This window comes from Pseudomonas sp. Pseusp15 (genome assembly GCF_059492165.1).
The window spans coordinates 2,786,617-2,802,264 of the sequence record NZ_CP168523.1 but is presented as its reverse complement, the minus strand read 5'-3'; the positions used below and the strand labels follow the sequence as shown (position 1 = coordinate 2,802,264).

Sequence of the window (15,648 nt, the reverse complement as noted above, 5' to 3'; positions counted from 1 at the left end):
ATATTACGTTATGGTCACTGTCTGTCAATCGACGCTCTTTGGGCTGAGCTCGAGGTTTGCCAGCAGTATTCGGCAATACTAGTGCTGAGATCATGGGGTTCGGTACTTCATGATTCGTGACCATTGACAGATATGGTCACTAGACTGAGAATGTGGTGCCTGTCCTATTTTTTAAGTAAGGGAACCTATGCGCCGGCTTCGACCTGTCCCCATTGCCGCTTGCTTGTTGCCTCTCGTCCTGACGGCGTGTGGCGACTCATCCACCGTTGAAGATCCACGTACGCATGCCCCTCTGGTGAGGTCCTCTGCGGTTCAGGGTTCGTCCGACGTCTCACGTTCTTTCACGGGCGTCGTGGCTGCCCGCGTCCAGGGCGATCTGGGTTTTCGGGTATCAGGCAAGGTGCTTGAGCGTCTGGTTGACACCGGTCAGACCGTTAAGCGCGGTCAGCCACTCATGCGTCTCGACCCAATCGACCTGGGGTTGCAGGCGCGAGCACAGCAAGAGTCAGTCATCGCCGCTCGGGCCCGAGCCAAGCAGACTGCAGATGACGAAGCGCGATATCGCGACCTGGTCGCCGCAGGCGCTATTTCCGCATCGGCTTACGACCAGATCAAAGCCGCAGCGGATACCGCAAAGGCGCAGCTCAGCGCCGCTGAAGCGCAGGCTGATGTAGCCCGCAATGCTTCTGGTTATGCGGTGCTGTTTGCGGATTCCGACGGCGTAGTGGTGGAGACGCTCGCCGAGCCCGGACAAGTCGTCAGCCCGGGACAGCCCGTGGTTCGACTGGCGCGGGCGGGGCAACGTGAAGCCATCGTGCATCTGCCCGAGACGCTACGCCCCGCAGCAGGATCCACCGCGCAGGCGACGCTTTATGGCAATACCACGGGTGCTGTTACAGCGAAGCTGAGGTTGCTTTCTGACTCGGCCGACCGAATGACACGCACCTTCGAGGCGCGGTATGTGCTTGAGGGCGCGCTGGCCAATGCACCGCTAGGTTCGACCGTCACGCTTCGGATCGCTGAAAGCACCACGCAAGGGCAGGGGCTGCAAGTGCCGATCGCCGCCGTTTATGACCCAGGCCAAGGCACTGGCGTATGGGTCATTGCCGGTACACCTGCGAAGGTGGCCTGGCGACCTGTTCAAGTCTTGGGCTTGAGCGACGACGCAGCGCGAGTCGCAGGCGATCTCAAGGTCGGCGAGCAGATTGTAGCGTTAGGCGCGCATCTGCTGCGCGATGGTGAGGAGGTGAGGCTGGCTCAACCGGATGGCGTCAAGGTCGCAGGGAGTCATCAATGAGCGAGGGGCGCTTCAATCTCTCTGCGATCGCCGTTCGCGAGCGCTCCATCACGGTGTTTCTGATCTTCCTGATCGCCGTTGCGGGCATCCTGTCGTTCTTCCAGCTGGGGCGTGCGGAAGATCCTCCGTTTACGGTCAAGCAGTTGACGGTCATTACCGCGTGGCCGGGCGCCACGGCGCAGGAGATGCAGGATCAGGTAGCAGAGCCACTTGAAAAGCGCCTGCAAGAACTGAAATGGTACGACCGCACGGAAACCTACACCCGTCCTGGCCTCGCCTTCACCATGGTGTCACTGCGCGATAGCACGCCGCCCTCGCAAGTGCAGGAGGAGTTCTATCAGGCGCGTAAAAAGCTCGACGATGAGGCCAGGAAGCTGCCGGCGGGTGTCATCGGGCCAATGGTCAACGACGAGTTTTCGGACGTGACATTTGCACTGTTCGCCCTGAAAGCCAAAGGCGAACCGCAGCGACTGTTGGTGCGTGATGCAGAGTCGTTGCGCCAACAACTGTTGCATGTGCCGGGCGTGAAGAAGGTCAACATCATTGGGGAGCAACCCGAGCGCATCTTTGTTTCCTTTTCCCATGATCGGCTGGCCACCTTGGGCGTATCGCCTCAGGACATCTTTGCCGCGCTGAATAATCAGAACGTGCTCACGCCTGCCGGCTCGATCGAAAGCGACGGGCCGCAGGTTTTTCTTCGGCTGGATGGCGCCTTCGATAAGGTGCAGAAGATTCGTGACACACCCATTGCGGTTCAGGGGCGGACGCTGAAGCTCTCGGACGTGGCGACGATCGAACGTGGTTATGAAGATCCGGCAACCTTTCTCGTGCGTAATAACGGTGAAGAGGCCTTGTTGCTGGGGATCGTGATGCGTGAGGGTTGGAACGGTCTTGACCTGGGCAAGGCGCTGGACGCGGAGACGGTCAAGATCAATGAAGGCATGCCGTTGGGCATGACGCTCTCCAAGGTCACCGATCAATCTGTAAATATCAGTTCGGCCGTCGGCGAGTTCATGGTCAAGTTTTTCGTCGCGCTGCTTGTGGTGATGCTCGTCTGCTTTCTCAGCATGGGCTGGCGTGTAGGCGTTGTGGTCGCTGCGGCTGTGCCGTTGACGTTGGCTGTGGTGTTTGTGGTGATGGCGGCCACTGGAAAGAACTTTGACCGTATCACCCTTGGCTCGTTGATTCTGGCGCTCGGACTGTTGGTGGACGACGCCATCATTGCTATCGAAATGATGGTGGTGAAAATGGAAGAGGGCTACGACCGCATCAAAGCTTCCGCGTACGCCTGGAGTCATACAGCCGCGCCGATGCTTTCCGGTACGCTGGTGACGGCTATCGGCTTTATGCCCAACGGTTTCGCGCAGTCGACAGCCGGCGAGTACACCAGCAACATGTTCTGGATCGTGGGCATTGCCCTGATTGCCTCCTGGGTGGTTGCGGTAGCTTTTACCCCGTACCTGGGTGTGAAGATGTTGCCGAACATCAAGAAGGTGGAGGGTGGTCATGCGGCCATCTACAACACCCGAAATTACAACCGCTTCCGCCAGGTGTTGACGCGTGTCATCGCTCGCAAATGGCTGGTAGCCGGTACTGTTATCGCAATGTTTGGCGTGGCGATTCTCGGCATGAGCCTGGTCAAGAAACAGTTCTTCCCTACCTCGGACCGTCCAGAGGTATTGATTGAAGTGCAAATGCCTTATGGAACCTCCATTGAGCAGACCAGCGCCACCACCGCCAAGATAGAGGCCTGGCTGCAAAAGCAGGGTGAGGCAAAAATCGTCACGGCCTATATCGGGCAAGGCGCGCCGCGTTTCTATCTGGCGATGGCGCCGGAACTCCCTGATCCATCGTTCGCGAAGATTGTGGTGCTGACGGACAGCCAGGAGGAGCGCGAGGCCCTCAAGTTCCGTCTCCGCGAAGCCGCTGCTGAGGGACTTGCCCCAGAAGCGCGAGTCAGGGTGACTCAGCTTGTGTTTGGTCCATATTCGCCGTTCCCTGTTGCCTATCGGGTGATGGGGCCTGATCCGTCAAAATTGCGCGAGATCGCGGGCCAGGTGCTGGACGTGATGCAGTCGAGCCCGATGATGAGAACCGTCAACACTGACTGGGGGCCACTGACGCCGACGCTGCATTTCGCTCTGGATCAGGATCGCTTGGAGGCGGTGGGGTTGACGTCAAACTCAGTCGCGCAGCAACTGCAATTCCTGTTGACCGGAGTACCGATCACCGCAGTTCGTGAGGACATTCGCTCGGTGCAGGTGGTCGGTCGCGCAGCGGGTGATATCAGGCTCGATCCCGCCAGGATAGAAGGCTTTACGCTGGTGGGCACGGCGGGTCAGCGGATTCCGCTGTCTCAGGTGGGAGAGGTCGATGTTCGTATGGAGGATCCGATCCTCCGACGTCGTGACCGCACGCCGACCATTACCGTGCGCGGTGACATTGCCGAAGGCCTGCAGCCACCGGACGTCTCGAGCGTGATCATGAAAGAGCTGCAGCCGGTCATCGACCAGCTGCCTGACGGGTACCGGATCGAGCAGGCGGGTGCAATCGAGGAGTCGGGTAAAGCCGGTAAAGCGATGTTGCCGCTGTTCCCGATCATGATTGCCATGACGCTGCTGATCATTATTCTGCAGGTACGTTCGATCTCGGCGATGGTCATGGTGTTCCTCACCTCGCCACTGGGGTTGATTGGTGTGGTGCCGACACTGCTTATCTTCCAGCAGCCGTTTGGTATCAACGCTCTGGTAGGTCTAATCGCCCTTTCAGGCATTTTGATGCGCAATACGCTGATTCTGATTGGGCAAATCCATCACAACGCCCAAGAAGGGCTGGATCCGTTTCACGCGGTGGTCGAAGCCACGGTCCAACGTGCCCGCCCGGTACTGCTGACAGCGCTGGCGGCAATCCTGGCATTCATTCCCCTGACACACTCCGTCTTCTGGGGGACGCTGGCCTACACGCTGATCGGAGGCACGTTTGTCGGAACCATCATGACGCTGGTGTTCCTGCCAGCGATGTACTCCATCTGGTTCAAGATCCGTCCTGACCATGCGGGGAAAACTGAACCCGCCAATAAGCAAGCAAGCCTGGTGGATAGGACGCCACCTCGTCCTCTCGACGTTCACCAAACCACAGAGCTTTAGCCGTAGGCCATAGCGTGCTGCTTTAGTGGGCGTCGACGTGGCTGTTTACCTGACACCGAACCGCCGAGGGGACGCAACGTCTCCTCGGCGGCCAACGTTCAGTCAGTCACAGACCCCTGCGGTATTCTCCCGGCGAAACTGTCCACCAGGCTCGCCACCACCATCTCTCCCATTCGCGTGCGAGTCTGCAGCGTCGCACTCGCGCGATGGGGCTGCAGTACCACGTTCTCGTTGGCAAACAGTGTCTCGGGGACGTTCGGTTCATCGACAAACACATCCAGTGCCGCACCTGCGATCTCTCCAGCGGCCAGTGCCGTCACCAGATCGACCTCGTTGACCAACTTGCCGCGCGCCACGTTGATCAGATACCCGTCCTTGCCCAGTGCGTGCAGCACCTCGGCATTGATGATGGCTTCAGCCTTGTCGGCAGCGGCCGCGAGAATCAGTGCATCACTGTAGCTGGCCAGCTGCTTCAGATCGGCGATGAACGTGTGGTTCACGTCGCTCATCGGCTGCAGATCGGTGTAACTGATCGGGCAGCCGAACGCCGCGGCCCGGGTCGCCACGGCACGGCCGACCCGGCCCATGCCGACGATGCCGATGCGCATGCCCGACACCTGACGTGCCAACGGCAACGGAGCCAACGGCGTCGGGCTATGGGGCCATTGGCCCGAACGCACATAACGATCACTGGTGCACAGACCCCGGCACACGGCAATCAACAAGCCGATGGCCAGGTCGGCGACATCTTCGGTCAGCGCTCCGATGGTTGCCGTTACGCGGATTCCGCGATCCCGGGCGTAAGCCAGATCCACCGCATCGGTACCCACGCCGTTGACCGCCACCACTTCCAGTTTCGGTAGTTGCGCCATCAGCGCCTGGCTGATTCCGGTATGCCCGCCGGTGATCACCCCGCGAATGTTCGCGCCGTGTTCCTGCAAATAAGCCTGCTTGTCGGCCTGCTGGAAGTAACGTCTGACGGTAAACAGCTCATCGAGCCGCGCGTTGATTTCAGGGATCAGGATCGGGCTGAGCTGCAAGACTTCTGGCTTCATGTAAACCTCGTGTAGCGGAATAAAAAGACCGGTTCAACCGCGACCGGCAAACGGCATGGCAGTGGCCATGACGGTCATGTTCAGGACGTTCGCCTCCAGCGGCAGGCCGGCGATGTAACGCACGGCATCGGCCACATGTTTGACGTCCACCATCGGCTCCACGGCGATGGTGCCGTTGGCCTGGCGCACGCCTTTGGTCATGCGCACCGACATTTCGGTCAGGGCGTTGCCAATGTCGATCTGGCTGCAGGCGATGTTGAATTCACGCCCGTCCAGGGCCAGGGATTTGGTCAGCCCCAGCACCGCATGTTTGCTGGCGGTGTAGGCGCTGCTGAAGGGGCGTGGGGTATGCGCCGAGATCGAGCCGTTATTGATGATGCGTCCGCCCTGTGGCTGTTGCCGGCGCATCAGTGCGAAGGCACCACGGGCGCAGAGGAAAACGCCGTTGAGGTTGGTGTCGATCACGTTTCGCCACTGCTCGAACGTCAGCTCATCGAGCGGCACAGCAGGGGCGTTGACCCCGGCGTTGTTGAACACCACGTCGAGGCGTCCGTATACCTCGGTGATGGTGGCAAACAGCGCATCGACACTGATCGGGTCGCGCACATCAGTGGGCACCGCCAACGCTTCGTGTCCTTCGCTGAGCGCCAATTCGACCAAGGCCTGCAAAGGCTCCGCTCGGCGACCGGCCAACACCAGAGTGAATCCGTCTGCCATCAGAGCCAGCGCCACGGCGCGGCCGATTCCGCTGCCGGCGCCGGTGACCAGGGCCACTTTCAAAGGACTGGACATGTTGTTATCTCCTTTTTTCGATTCACGAGAGCGTACGTCGGGTTCAAGGTCGCTGACCGACGCGCATTTCCAGTTGGCCGATGCCGTCGATCCCGGCATTGATGATGTCGCCCGGTTGCAGCGCATCGACGCCCGCCGGGCTGCCGGTCATGATCAAGTCACCGGCCCGGAGCGCTACCGATTGCGAGATGCGGCTGATGATTTCACTGACCGACCAGATCTGGCTGTCGAGGCTGTCGCGTTGGCGCTCTTCGCCGTTGACGTTCAGCCACAAATCACCGTCCGGGTGTCCGGCGCGAGTCACCGGCACGATGGCGGTCATCGGCGCGGCGCCGTCAAACACCTTGGCACCTTCCCACGGCAAGCCATTGCTTTTGGCCGCACGCTGGACATCACGGCGGGTCAGGTCAAGGCCGACGGCATAGCCCCAGACATAGGCCAGCGCCTGGCTCTCCGGAATATTGGCGCCGCCTTCGCCGATGGCCACGACCAATTCGATTTCGTGGACAAACTCTTCGGTCAATGGCGGGAAAGTCACTTCGCCCGTCGCATCCACCACGTTGCTCGCCGGTTTCATGAAGAACACCGGCGGCTGGCGGGACTGGCCTTGGGTGTCTGGCCAAGGGTAGTTGCGGCCGACGCAAAAAACTCGGCCAACGGGAAAGCGCTGCTGGCTGCCGGCAACCGGCAAGGTCACGGGCAGATCCGGGGTAAACACGTACTCGGTCATCGTCATTTTTGTAGTCGTCCTGTTTGAAGCGTCAGCGTACGGCGGCAATCTTTTGCAAAGTTGGACGAAAGCCGTCTCGTGTTGGAGAAAAACGGTTTCTTGGCTCAGCGCGCCTTGAGTTCGATGCGATACAAGCGACCGAGCAGCAACGAATAGGACAAGGTCCCCATCAGCGCCACGCCGCCAATGAACCAGAAGGCGTAGGCAAACGAGCCTGTTGCGTGGACGATTCCGCCAATCACAATCGGGGTGACGATCCCGCCGATGTTGGCAGCCAGGCTGGTGACCCCCCCGGTCAATCCGATCAACTCCTTCGGCGCGACTTCCGACACCGCCGCCCACGACGAGGAGGCAATTCCCTGGGCGAAGAAGGCCATGGTCAGAACGGCAATGCAGATCACGTTCGAGTCGGTGAAATTCACCAGCACAATCGACATCCCCAGCATCGAGCCGACCACCAATGGCAACTTGCGAGCGAAGGACATTGAGTAACCACGACGGATCAGCAAGTCGGAGACGATGCCTGCCAGCAGAATGCCGACCGTTGCACCTACGAACGGCAGCACGGCGAAGACCCCGGCCTTGATCATGGTCAGCTTGCGTTCTTCGATCAGGTACGTCGGGAACCAGGTCAGGAAGAAGTACAACGCCGAGGTGCTGGCGAACTTGCCGATGCAAATCGCCCAGATCTGCCGATAGCTGAACAGCTCGGCGATCTGCCGCCAGTTGAACCGGGTGCGCTCCTGACTGCTCTTGACCAGTCCACCGCCGGCTTCGATGTACTTCAGTTCTTCCTGGCTGACGTTCTTGCAGCTCAGCGGATCGCGGTACACGTAGAGCCAGATCACACCAAACACAATGCCGAGTATCCCGGTGCTGTAGAAAACATGGCGCCAGTCATAGGTCGTGGCCAGCCATAACAGCATGCCGGTAAACAATGCCGTGCCCAGATACTGGCCGCACACGTAAATGCTGCTGGCCAGGCCCCGTTCGCGGGCCGGGAACCACACCGTGACCGCTCGGCTGTTGGCCGGAAACGCTGGAGCTTCCATGGCGCCGACAGCCAGGCGCAGCCCGAACAGCGAAGCGAACCCAGTGGCAAAGCCTTGGCACACGGTGACCGTCGACCAACTGATCAGCGACACCCCGTAGGTGAACCGGGAACCGAAGCGATCGGCGATGAACCCGGCGGGGACCAGGGCGAGTGCATAGGTCCAGGCAAACGCGGAAAAAATCAGGCCCATTTCGATCTTGTCCAGGCCCAGATCCTTGGCCATGAACGGTGCGGCAATCGAGATATTTACGCGGTCGATGTAGTTGATGATGGTCGCAATCAGCAGCAATGACAGCATGAACCAGCGCCGCCGCGTCGGTAGTCGCTGAGGCAACAGGGCGTCCCGGGCGCCGGCGCTCACCGACGGCGCGGTGGACGGGGAGGTTTGCGAATTCGACATGAGTAGACCTTTTTATTGTTAGGAGAATCGAGATGTTCGCGCGCAGCCGAAGCCGATGCCCCCAGTGCCGGGGCAGGGCAATCGCTACTTGAATGAGGGCGCGGACAGCTACTGTCAGGCGCTCAGATACGCCTTCGGACTGGCTCGGTCGGGGGAGGGTTGGCGAGGGAAAAAAGCAGGTTCATCACGAGCGCACCTTTTGATTGTTTTTGGAAGGGTCGGGCTGCATTGGTTGTTACAGTGGTCGTACAACCTCTCAAAATCAACGGAGGCGTTAGATCGTTTTTTCTCCTGTAAAAGGCGATTAATGCAGGTGTCCAAGAGAAATCAAATCGGCTCATTTCCTTCGGTATGTGTTATTCACTTCATAAGTTGATGTTTTTAAATGATTAAATATTTTTGTGCGCTCGTAGTTTTTTGGACAGGCGACACATCACACACGGATACAATTAATTCTCTGTGTTTCGTTGTCATCCTATGACATGTTGAAGCCAGCGGTGTCTGCCTTCACAATCACTGCGGTCGCCGCCTGCGTCGCGGCGCGACGACAACCTGTCCATGTACCTGTCGAGGATCCTCAGGCGATGTCGTCACCGAGTCGAGTACCCACTTACGTCATGCAGCAACGCAGCGAATTGACGGACTTTTACATCCGCGACAAAAAGGGCCGGCGCGCCGAAACCAGCCCGCATCGCCATGAGTATTTCCAGATCCAGGTCAACCTCGGTGGCGATACCGTGCAGCACATCGGCAACGTCGAGCGGCCGTTTCCGCGCAACACGCTGGCCTTCATCCTGCCGCATCGCGTGCACGTGATTCCGCATCCGGCCGACAGCAATTTCATGGTGATCAACTTTTCCCAGACCTTCCTGTTGCCGCATTTGCAGTGCGACCCGATGGACCTGGAGGAGGTCTCGATTCTGCTGGCACCCGAGTTGTCGCCGTTCCGCTTTCAGGAGCATCTGGATTTCATTCTGTCCGATGAAGATTTCAGCAAAGTCTGTGCCCTGATCGAACAGATGCGCGTGCTCGATGAAAACCGTCAGTTCGGCACTCGCGAGATGCTCAAGGGATTGTTGCTGCAACTGGTGGGGAGCGTTTGTGCCTTGTATGCCGAGCCGCTCAAGCGGTTGGCCGAGGAGAATGCCGCCGAAGTCAGCCGACGCGATGCGCTGAGCAGGATGTCCGAATACTTGCGCAAGAACATTGCCGATCCCGACCTCAACCTGATCAAGGTGGCTGCTGCGACTTACCTGTCACCGACGTACCTGACGCACTGGTTGCGCAAGGAAATCGGCAAGACCTTCACTGAGCTGGTGCTCGAGCGCAGGATGCACGCGGCACGCAATTATTTGCTCAATGGGACACGACCGGTGGGGGAGGTGGCGAGGTTGTGCGGTTTCGCTGACGAGGCTTATTTTTCGCGACGCTTCCGCCAGATCCACGGCCAGCCTCCAGGGCAATTCAGGCGTCAGCAACTCAATCCTGATACGCCGCAATCACCGTCCAACACGTGATTGTTCATCGTTCACATTGCAGCGCAGGGGGCGCAGCCAGTCTCCGTGCTGATCAAGCCATACTGCGTGGCTTAGGGGCTGCATTCTATTTTGGCAAAACCTCAGAGGGGCCGAACGAGCGACGCTGGCTCCCCCAACAACATCTTTTGCCGCCAGGCGGGTGCGCTGGTGGGGAACAGCACTTCGTTCGGTCGCCAGCGAGCAACGCCGAAGGCGGCCGCAATACGCTGGCGTTGCTGGCCCTGGACAAGGGCGCGCCGGTAACTGCTCTCGCTCTGCTGTAGCCCCAGCACATAGCCCATGCCCGCCTGGAAATCGCCTCCATGGGCCCGCCACCAGGCGGCGATCAACTGCGGGTCGGGCCAGGGCAGGTTTTCATCGGGGTCCATGGCGACATTAGCGTCCTCAGGATCGTCGTTCGGGCCGGCATCGAAATCCGGCATGTCCTGCAATTCCAGGTCGAGCAGCGCCAGGTCAGCGCCAGTGATCAGACTGAAGGCTTCGCCGGCGACGCGGGCATGAGACAGGTCGCTCATCTGCTGGATCAACCAGGGCACGCTGAACGGGTCGCCCAGCAGCCCGATGGCCTGGATGCCGATGCGCTGCTGCTCAGGGTGCTCTATCAATTGGCGTATCCAGGCGATGCTGTTTTCACGCTTTTGCCAGGCCAGCAATACGCAGAGCGCTCGGTACTGGAACTCGCCCGGTTGCTCGGCGAACTGGCGCAGCGGTTCCAGGGCGTGCTCATCGCCCATCTGTGCGGTGGCCCAGTTGGCCCAGAAGCGCGTGGCTGGATCCGGGTGTAGACGGTGGGCATGAATTGTCGACATCAGGTCACGACGACGCAGCTCGCCGGCAGTGCGGGCGGCACGTGCCAGCACGCTTGGGTCGGCGTGGGAAAGTCCGGTAAGCAGGGCAGGGCCAGGGTCGTAGCGGTGCATGCCGCAGGCGGCCAGGCCGAGGCGGTGGAACAGAGGTTCAGGGGAGGCGAGCATGCGGTCGATCCAGGGCGATATCCATTCCCAGTCGAGCCAACCCAAGGCCATCAGATAACCGCGCTCTGTATCCACGGCACTGCGCAAGTGCTCGCTGAGCCGTGACAACACCTGCGCGTTACCCGCCTCGAAGGCCAGTACTGCACTGGCGAACATCTCGCCGATGGCGTGTGGGCCGAGTTGGGTCAGGAGGGTTTCCAGGCCGGTGGTGCCGGCGATTCGAAGGCCGTCGAGGTAGGCGTCGATGCGGCTGTCGAGCTTGCTGAGGTCATCCAGATCGTAATGCGGCGCGCGCTGGGCATAGTCGCGCAGGACGGCTAGGAAGCCGGCTTCTTCGGCGTGTTGGTCGATGATGATGGGTAGGGATATCAAACTAAGCCTGCCTGGGTCGATATCACGGGGTCACCTCGGTCCAACGCTGCCCATCCTCGGTCCAGACTACGTTCTTCGGTCCGCAGGACCAGAGAACACCATCATTTGCATGGAGATGGCGGCTACTGGGCTTACCGGGCAAATTCATGTCGACTGCAACCAGATTGTCATTGCCGTCGAGGCGCAATAGACCGGAATCACAGGCCAAATAGAGCTCGCCGTTGAACCACTCCATACCCCAGAGGTCTTCGCTGGTTGCGTCCTGTCCAACGGCTTCCCACTGCGAACCATCGCCACGCAGCAAAGTGCCCATCTGCCCGCATACAAACACTAAGTCTTCGCGAACGACCTTGACCCGATGCAATACGAGATTGGTTGGACTTTCCCGATTGAACCATTTGCCTTCCAGGCGTTGCCAAATTTCGCCATTGAATCCGACGGCATAGAGATTTTCTTCTCTGATACCGTCGATGGAGTTGAAACCGCATAGTTCAATCTCGCCTCTGGGTAAAACCACTCCCTGGTCCTGACGCGTCCATTTGGCTGGTCCCTCGCGACGGTAAACCTGGCGGCCCATGCCAGTGGCGTAGGGAACACCGTTGATGAGTTGCAGATCCCGAATAGGACCGCGACGAGCAGGGCCATCGAGCGAGTCGTCGATCTCTTCTTCGGTTGAGCCAACCATTGTGCTGACTGACACAATACCGTCTGGACCTGTAGCGAAAACCATGATTTCCGGTACTTCAATTGCGCAGATTCGCGTGGCGTGCCACTCGAGGTTGAAGGAGAACCAGCGGTTCTGGGACCTGTCCCACTTGAGCAGTTTGGAGGCGGTCGAGCCACTTTCCTTCAATGCATCGACTTGGGCGATGACTCGACCAACATTGCGGCTCTGCATGAAGCCGGAAAGGAAGGAGTATTCGTTAGACATAGCAAACCTATCGTTCTTGAAATTGAAAATTAAGCGGCAGAGTGGGCGTTGGATGTGATGCCTTTGATGGCCTCGATCGCCTGGTCGACGGCGTTCTGCTGCGTGGCAGTCAGCGTGCCGGAAGAGCGCTTGTCCGAGCCTGGATCGCTGCGCACTGGTGTGTTGTCTTCCATGTCACATTTTTTCTGGTGATAGTCGTCCAGCTGGTTGGCTATGCACTTCGAGTTGCAATGAGGGAATGCCGTACTGTGGGCAAGTGCACCTGCTTCACGGGCATTTTTGTAAGTCCATTTGGCATTAGCGGGTAGTCGCTGGTCGCTGCCTGGTTTGATCTTGTCACCGGAGTCCGGCCAGGATTGCAACACCGGACCGTCGTTGTGGGCCGCCTCCATCTGGCCCTGGACCGCATGGAGGATTCCATGGGTACCGTCGTCGCGCGACTGGGATGCACACACGCACGGCGCGTTGTCTTGCTTGTACTTCTCGAAGCCAGTCAAGGCAGTGCCACGTTCCCCCGTCTTAGAGAAACAATGTACCTCGATCAGGTGGTGACCTGTGATCTCCGGGTGACAGCAAAAACTCTTGTCTTTTTTTTTCGGTTTGAGCACGCATGCCTTGGCTTTCTTGCATTCATCGTCGCAATCCATTCCATCCGGTACTTTGTTGCCTCTCTCGGTCTCCCGCTTGGGACGTATCTTCGCATCCTTGCATTTATCCTCGGCAGCGTTTTGCTCGTCTTTGCAGACCTGGCCTTCGCTGGTGTCGAACGCTATCGCATCCACATGCATCCACGTTGGCGTGTTACCAGGTGATGATGCGTGGTTGTGGGTTGTCAGGTCCATGTGTCGCACTACGTTCTCGCCTTCGAACTTCACATCCATCGACCAGGAGGTGAAGTACACCTTGCCCTTGATCTTACTGGTGATCACGCCCTTCTTCGGCGCGCAACCGGCCTCATCCCCATAGCTGGTCTTGAAGTAACTCTTGTTCTTGAGCATCACTTCCTTACCACTGATCTTCACCGTCCGACTTCCCTTGGTCGTGTCCTTGGCCATGCCGGTATTGGGGTAGGGGATCGGCACCCCGGGCGGGGTGGGCGGAGCCTGGGGCGGGGTGAAGCAGACATCCGGAAAGCAGGCCACCGACTTGCCATCCGCCGCCTTGCAGGAGATCTCCATATTGTTGGCAAAGACCTCATTCGCCATCACGCAGCCCTCACAGTCTGGTAACTGAGCATCGCGGCGGCGCGTTCGCCGGCGTCGTTGCCCAAGTGGCAGAAGATATTCGGGCCTTCGCCATAGCCCTTGCGGCTGGCGGCCAGGGCCACGGCGAGCATCGCCGGGCCGATGGCGGCGCCGACTTCGCCGATGCAGTCGGCGGGGTGCCAGAGGTGGAAGAACTCCTTGCGCACGCGCAGGGTGCGGCTCAGGACCAAGGACGCTTCCTTGAAGTAGTACTGCTCGCCGGAGATGTCGGTGAGCCGATAATCCATTTGCTCCAAACCACAGCCGACTTCGCTCAGGGCGGCGCGTACGGCTTGAGTCAGGCCGTCGGCGCGCAGGGGAATGTCTTCGGCCTCCACCGTGGCCTTCTCCATACCGAACCCCAGGCCGATGCAGGCCAATTGCGGCTCTTTGCTGGCAACAGGGGCGGCCAGCACCACGGCGGCGGCACCTTCGCCGGGGATAAATCCGTTGGAGTTCTGGCTGGTGAGCAGGCGTTCGCGTGCTTCGAAAGCGGCCAGCGTCGGCCCGCTGAGGAAGGAGTCGACGCCGGCAATCAGCACATGGCGATGGCCGCCCTGGTAGATCAGCGTGCGTGCATTCAGCAGGGCCACGGCAGCGCTGACCCGACCACGGGCAATGACGTTGGAACCGGGATGAAAGCGCAGGCCCAGTTCGGCTTCAATGGCGTGCAGCAGCCCCTTATCGAGACCATCGAGGCGGCCGGGGCGCTCGACTTCCGCCACCCCCAGCAACAGCGGGGTCTTTTCCGGGTCGACGTTGGGGGTGCTTTGCAGTGCCTCGGCGATGGCCCGGGCGGCCATCTTGATCAGCTTGGTGCGGCCGCGCCAGGGCTGTTCCAAAGGCACGCTGGCGGCAATCAGCCATTCGCCGCCTTGGTCGATAAAGCGGGTTTCCTGGAAATTGTCGATGGCGCAGCGGATCGCCGCGCAGCTCGCGGGTGCGCTGAGGCCGACAGCACTGACCATGCCGGAGCCGATGATGCAAAGCACGGTCATCAGTCCGTCTCCTCGGGTGCGTGCTTGTCTTTTACCAAGGAGGAGAGCGACGGGTAGTAATCCTTGCCCAGTTCTCGGGCGCGCCACCAGCCCGTGGACATCGTGCCGACCAGCACCTGAGCGATCTCGAACATGTTGCGCCGTAGCGGGCGGGCGACACGCCAGGTCAGTTGCACCTGGAGCGCGTCGGTGTCGATCAGCAGGGTGTCGATCACCGCCTGCACAGTCTCATGACCACCTTTTTTCAGGAAGAAGGTCACCGGCACGTCGATTTCGGGGATGCGAAAGCCCGCGCGCTCCTGGGGCGTGAGGTTGAGCAGCAGCACGTCCTCGCCGCCTCGCAGATAGTGGATCTGCTGATCGTCAGGGGCCGCCTGAAAGTAGCGGCGGTCGAAATCACCCGGCAGAAACGGAAAGCAGTCGGCCAACCAGGTCTCGTCATAAGTACCGGCGAAGCGGGCGCGTTGCGGCCAGCTACGGCCGATGGGGCCGAGGGCCATCGGGCGGTAGTCGCCAGAGGGACTGTCGATCGCCTTGCCCAATTCCTCGGTGTTCGGCATCGGCATGCCACCGATATCAGCACTACCCATATGGCGTGGGAACCAGCCACAACCGGTCGGATTGTCCAGGTAGCAGTGACGCATTTCGGAGTCTTTGGCCATCGGATGACTGCCGCCAAAGGCCTGGGCATAAGAGATGTGCTGCTCGGTGAAGGGCTGCGGCAAGCCGGGAGAAACGCCCAATAGCCCCGGTTGCCACTGCCGGGGGCCGAGGACGGAAAAGGCTTTGCTCATCTGACCGACGCGAATGCCCGCAGCCAGTTGCCTCACGGGCCGCCCGCCTGGGGCATAGGCCTTGCCTCGCACCAGCACATCGCAGAATGGCTTGATCGGGGCGAAGTCCATTTCCTGCAGCGGGGCGCTGAGACCAGGCTCGCCGAGGAAGGTATCGGCCATCAGCAGCGGTTGCTGGCTGTCGGCGAGGGTCGCCGCGCGGCCGTCCAGCGGCAGATTGAAAGTGCCTTTGGCCACCACCACCAGGGATTCGCGGCCATCGGGCTCCGTGCCCTGGGTATAGGCAGCAAGCAGTTTGCTGGCGTTGAGCAGTTCCATGGGCC

12 protein-coding genes are annotated in these 15,648 nt (G+C 60.0%); 3 read left to right on the top strand and 9 right to left on the bottom strand.

Translation table 11 applies throughout. The features are described 5' to 3' along the window. Positions 1-187: 187 nt before the first annotated feature. Both ACEN8R_RS12470 and ACEN8R_RS12465 read left to right on the top strand, forming a co-directional pair. Positions 188-1,297 (top strand): efflux RND transporter periplasmic adaptor subunit, encoded by a 1,110-nt coding sequence (locus tag ACEN8R_RS12470; RefSeq protein ID WP_495624926.1) that lies wholly within the window; start codon positions 188-190, stop codon positions 1,295-1,297. Continuing rightward, positions 1,294-4,443 (top strand): efflux RND transporter permease subunit, encoded by a 3,150-nt coding sequence (locus tag ACEN8R_RS12465; protein WP_495019369.1) that lies wholly within the window; start codon positions 1,294-1,296, stop codon positions 4,441-4,443. The genes ACEN8R_RS12470 and ACEN8R_RS12465 overlap by 4 nt, the downstream gene beginning before the upstream one ends. Before the next feature lie 98 nt (positions 4,444-4,541). Here ACEN8R_RS12465 and ACEN8R_RS12460 read toward each other — a convergent pair whose 3' ends face one another. The 4 genes from ACEN8R_RS12460 to ACEN8R_RS12445 form a co-directional block, all read right to left on the bottom strand. Continuing rightward, positions 4,542-5,498, bottom strand: a complete 957-nt coding sequence (locus ACEN8R_RS12460) for a 2-hydroxyacid dehydrogenase (RefSeq protein ID WP_495624925.1) — start codon at positions 5,496-5,498, stop codon at positions 4,542-4,544. Positions 5,499-5,531: 33 nt separating this feature from the next. Beyond that, positions 5,532-6,290 carry an SDR family oxidoreductase gene (locus tag ACEN8R_RS12455; protein WP_192351133.1) on the bottom strand — a complete coding sequence of 253 codons (759 nt, stop codon included), beginning with the start codon at positions 6,288-6,290 and terminating at the stop codon, positions 5,532-5,534. A 43-nt stretch (positions 6,291-6,333) separates the two neighbouring features. Beyond that, on the bottom strand, positions 6,334-7,026 hold the full coding sequence (locus tag ACEN8R_RS12450; RefSeq protein ID WP_495624924.1) for a fumarylacetoacetate hydrolase family protein: 693 nt from the start codon (positions 7,024-7,026) through the stop codon (positions 6,334-6,336). A gap of 98 nt (positions 7,027-7,124) precedes the next feature. Then, positions 7,125-8,474, bottom strand: a complete 1,350-nt coding sequence (locus ACEN8R_RS12445; RefSeq protein WP_019649133.1) for an MFS transporter — start codon at positions 8,472-8,474, stop codon at positions 7,125-7,127. 584 nt (positions 8,475-9,058) lie between these two features. On the opposite strand from ACEN8R_RS12445, the gene ACEN8R_RS12440 reads away from it, so the two are divergent. After that, entirely contained in the window at positions 9,059-9,991 is a 933-nt protein-coding gene (locus ACEN8R_RS12440; RefSeq protein ID WP_026286543.1) for a helix-turn-helix transcriptional regulator, read from the top strand. A gap of 101 nt (positions 9,992-10,092) precedes the next feature. Here the strand turns inward: ACEN8R_RS12440 and ACEN8R_RS12435 are convergent, their stop codons facing one another. From ACEN8R_RS12435 to ACEN8R_RS12415, 5 genes are read right to left on the bottom strand one after another with little or no spacing between them, the layout of a single operon-like run. Continuing rightward, a complete protein-coding gene (locus tag ACEN8R_RS12435; protein ID WP_495624923.1) occupies positions 10,093-11,358 on the bottom strand; it encodes a TIGR02270 family protein in 1,266 nt (421 codons plus the stop codon). Positions 11,359-11,380: 22 nt separating this feature from the next. Further along, entirely contained in the window at positions 11,381-12,289 is a 909-nt protein-coding gene (locus ACEN8R_RS12430; protein ID WP_018927753.1) for a WD40/YVTN/BNR-like repeat-containing protein, read from the bottom strand. A gap of 29 nt (positions 12,290-12,318) precedes the next feature. Further along, entirely contained in the window at positions 12,319-13,494 is a 1,176-nt protein-coding gene (locus ACEN8R_RS12425; RefSeq protein ID WP_495624922.1) for a PAAR-like domain-containing protein, read from the bottom strand. Next, positions 13,494-14,531 (bottom strand): hypothetical protein, encoded by a 1,038-nt coding sequence (locus tag ACEN8R_RS12420; RefSeq protein WP_258613873.1) that lies wholly within the window; start codon positions 14,529-14,531, stop codon positions 13,494-13,496. The genes ACEN8R_RS12425 and ACEN8R_RS12420 overlap by 1 nt, the downstream gene beginning before the upstream one ends. Further along, positions 14,531-15,643, bottom strand: coding sequence for a DUF2169 family type VI secretion system accessory protein (locus tag ACEN8R_RS12415; protein WP_495624921.1), 1,113 nt, complete (start codon positions 15,641-15,643; stop codon positions 14,531-14,533). Before ACEN8R_RS12415 ends, ACEN8R_RS12420 begins: the two co-directional genes overlap by 1 nt. Positions 15,644-15,648 lie beyond the last annotated feature (5 nt).

Coding starts and splice junctions, on each gene's coding strand:
- ACEN8R_RS12470 (WP_495624926.1), top strand. CDS start 188: ATGCGCCGGCTTCGACCTGTCCCCATTGCCGCTTGCTTGTTGCCTCTC.
- ACEN8R_RS12465 (WP_495019369.1), top strand. CDS start 1,294: ATGAGCGAGGGGCGCTTCAATCTCTCTGCGATCGCCGTTCGCGAGCGC.
- ACEN8R_RS12460 (WP_495624925.1), bottom strand. CDS start 5,498: ATGAAGCCAGAAGTCTTGCAGCTCAGCCCGATCCTGATCCCTGAAATC.
- ACEN8R_RS12455 (WP_192351133.1), bottom strand. CDS start 6,290: ATGTCCAGTCCTTTGAAAGTGGCCCTGGTCACCGGCGCCGGCAGCGGA.
- ACEN8R_RS12450 (WP_495624924.1), bottom strand. CDS start 7,026: ATGACGATGACCGAGTACGTGTTTACCCCGGATCTGCCCGTGACCTTG.
- ACEN8R_RS12445 (WP_019649133.1), bottom strand. CDS start 8,474: ATGTCGAATTCGCAAACCTCCCCGTCCACCGCGCCGTCGGTGAGCGCC.
- ACEN8R_RS12440 (WP_026286543.1), top strand. CDS start 9,059: ATGTCGTCACCGAGTCGAGTACCCACTTACGTCATGCAGCAACGCAGC.
- ACEN8R_RS12430 (WP_018927753.1), bottom strand. CDS start 12,289: ATGTCTAACGAATACTCCTTCCTTTCCGGCTTCATGCAGAGCCGCAAT.
- ACEN8R_RS12425 (WP_495624922.1), bottom strand. CDS start 13,494: ATGGCGAATGAGGTCTTTGCCAACAATATGGAGATCTCCTGCAAGGCG.
- ACEN8R_RS12420 (WP_258613873.1), bottom strand. CDS start 14,531: ATGACCGTGCTTTGCATCATCGGCTCCGGCATGGTCAGTGCTGTCGGC.
- ACEN8R_RS12415 (WP_495624921.1), bottom strand. CDS start 15,643: ATGGAACTGCTCAACGCCAGCAAACTGCTTGCTGCCTATACCCAGGGC.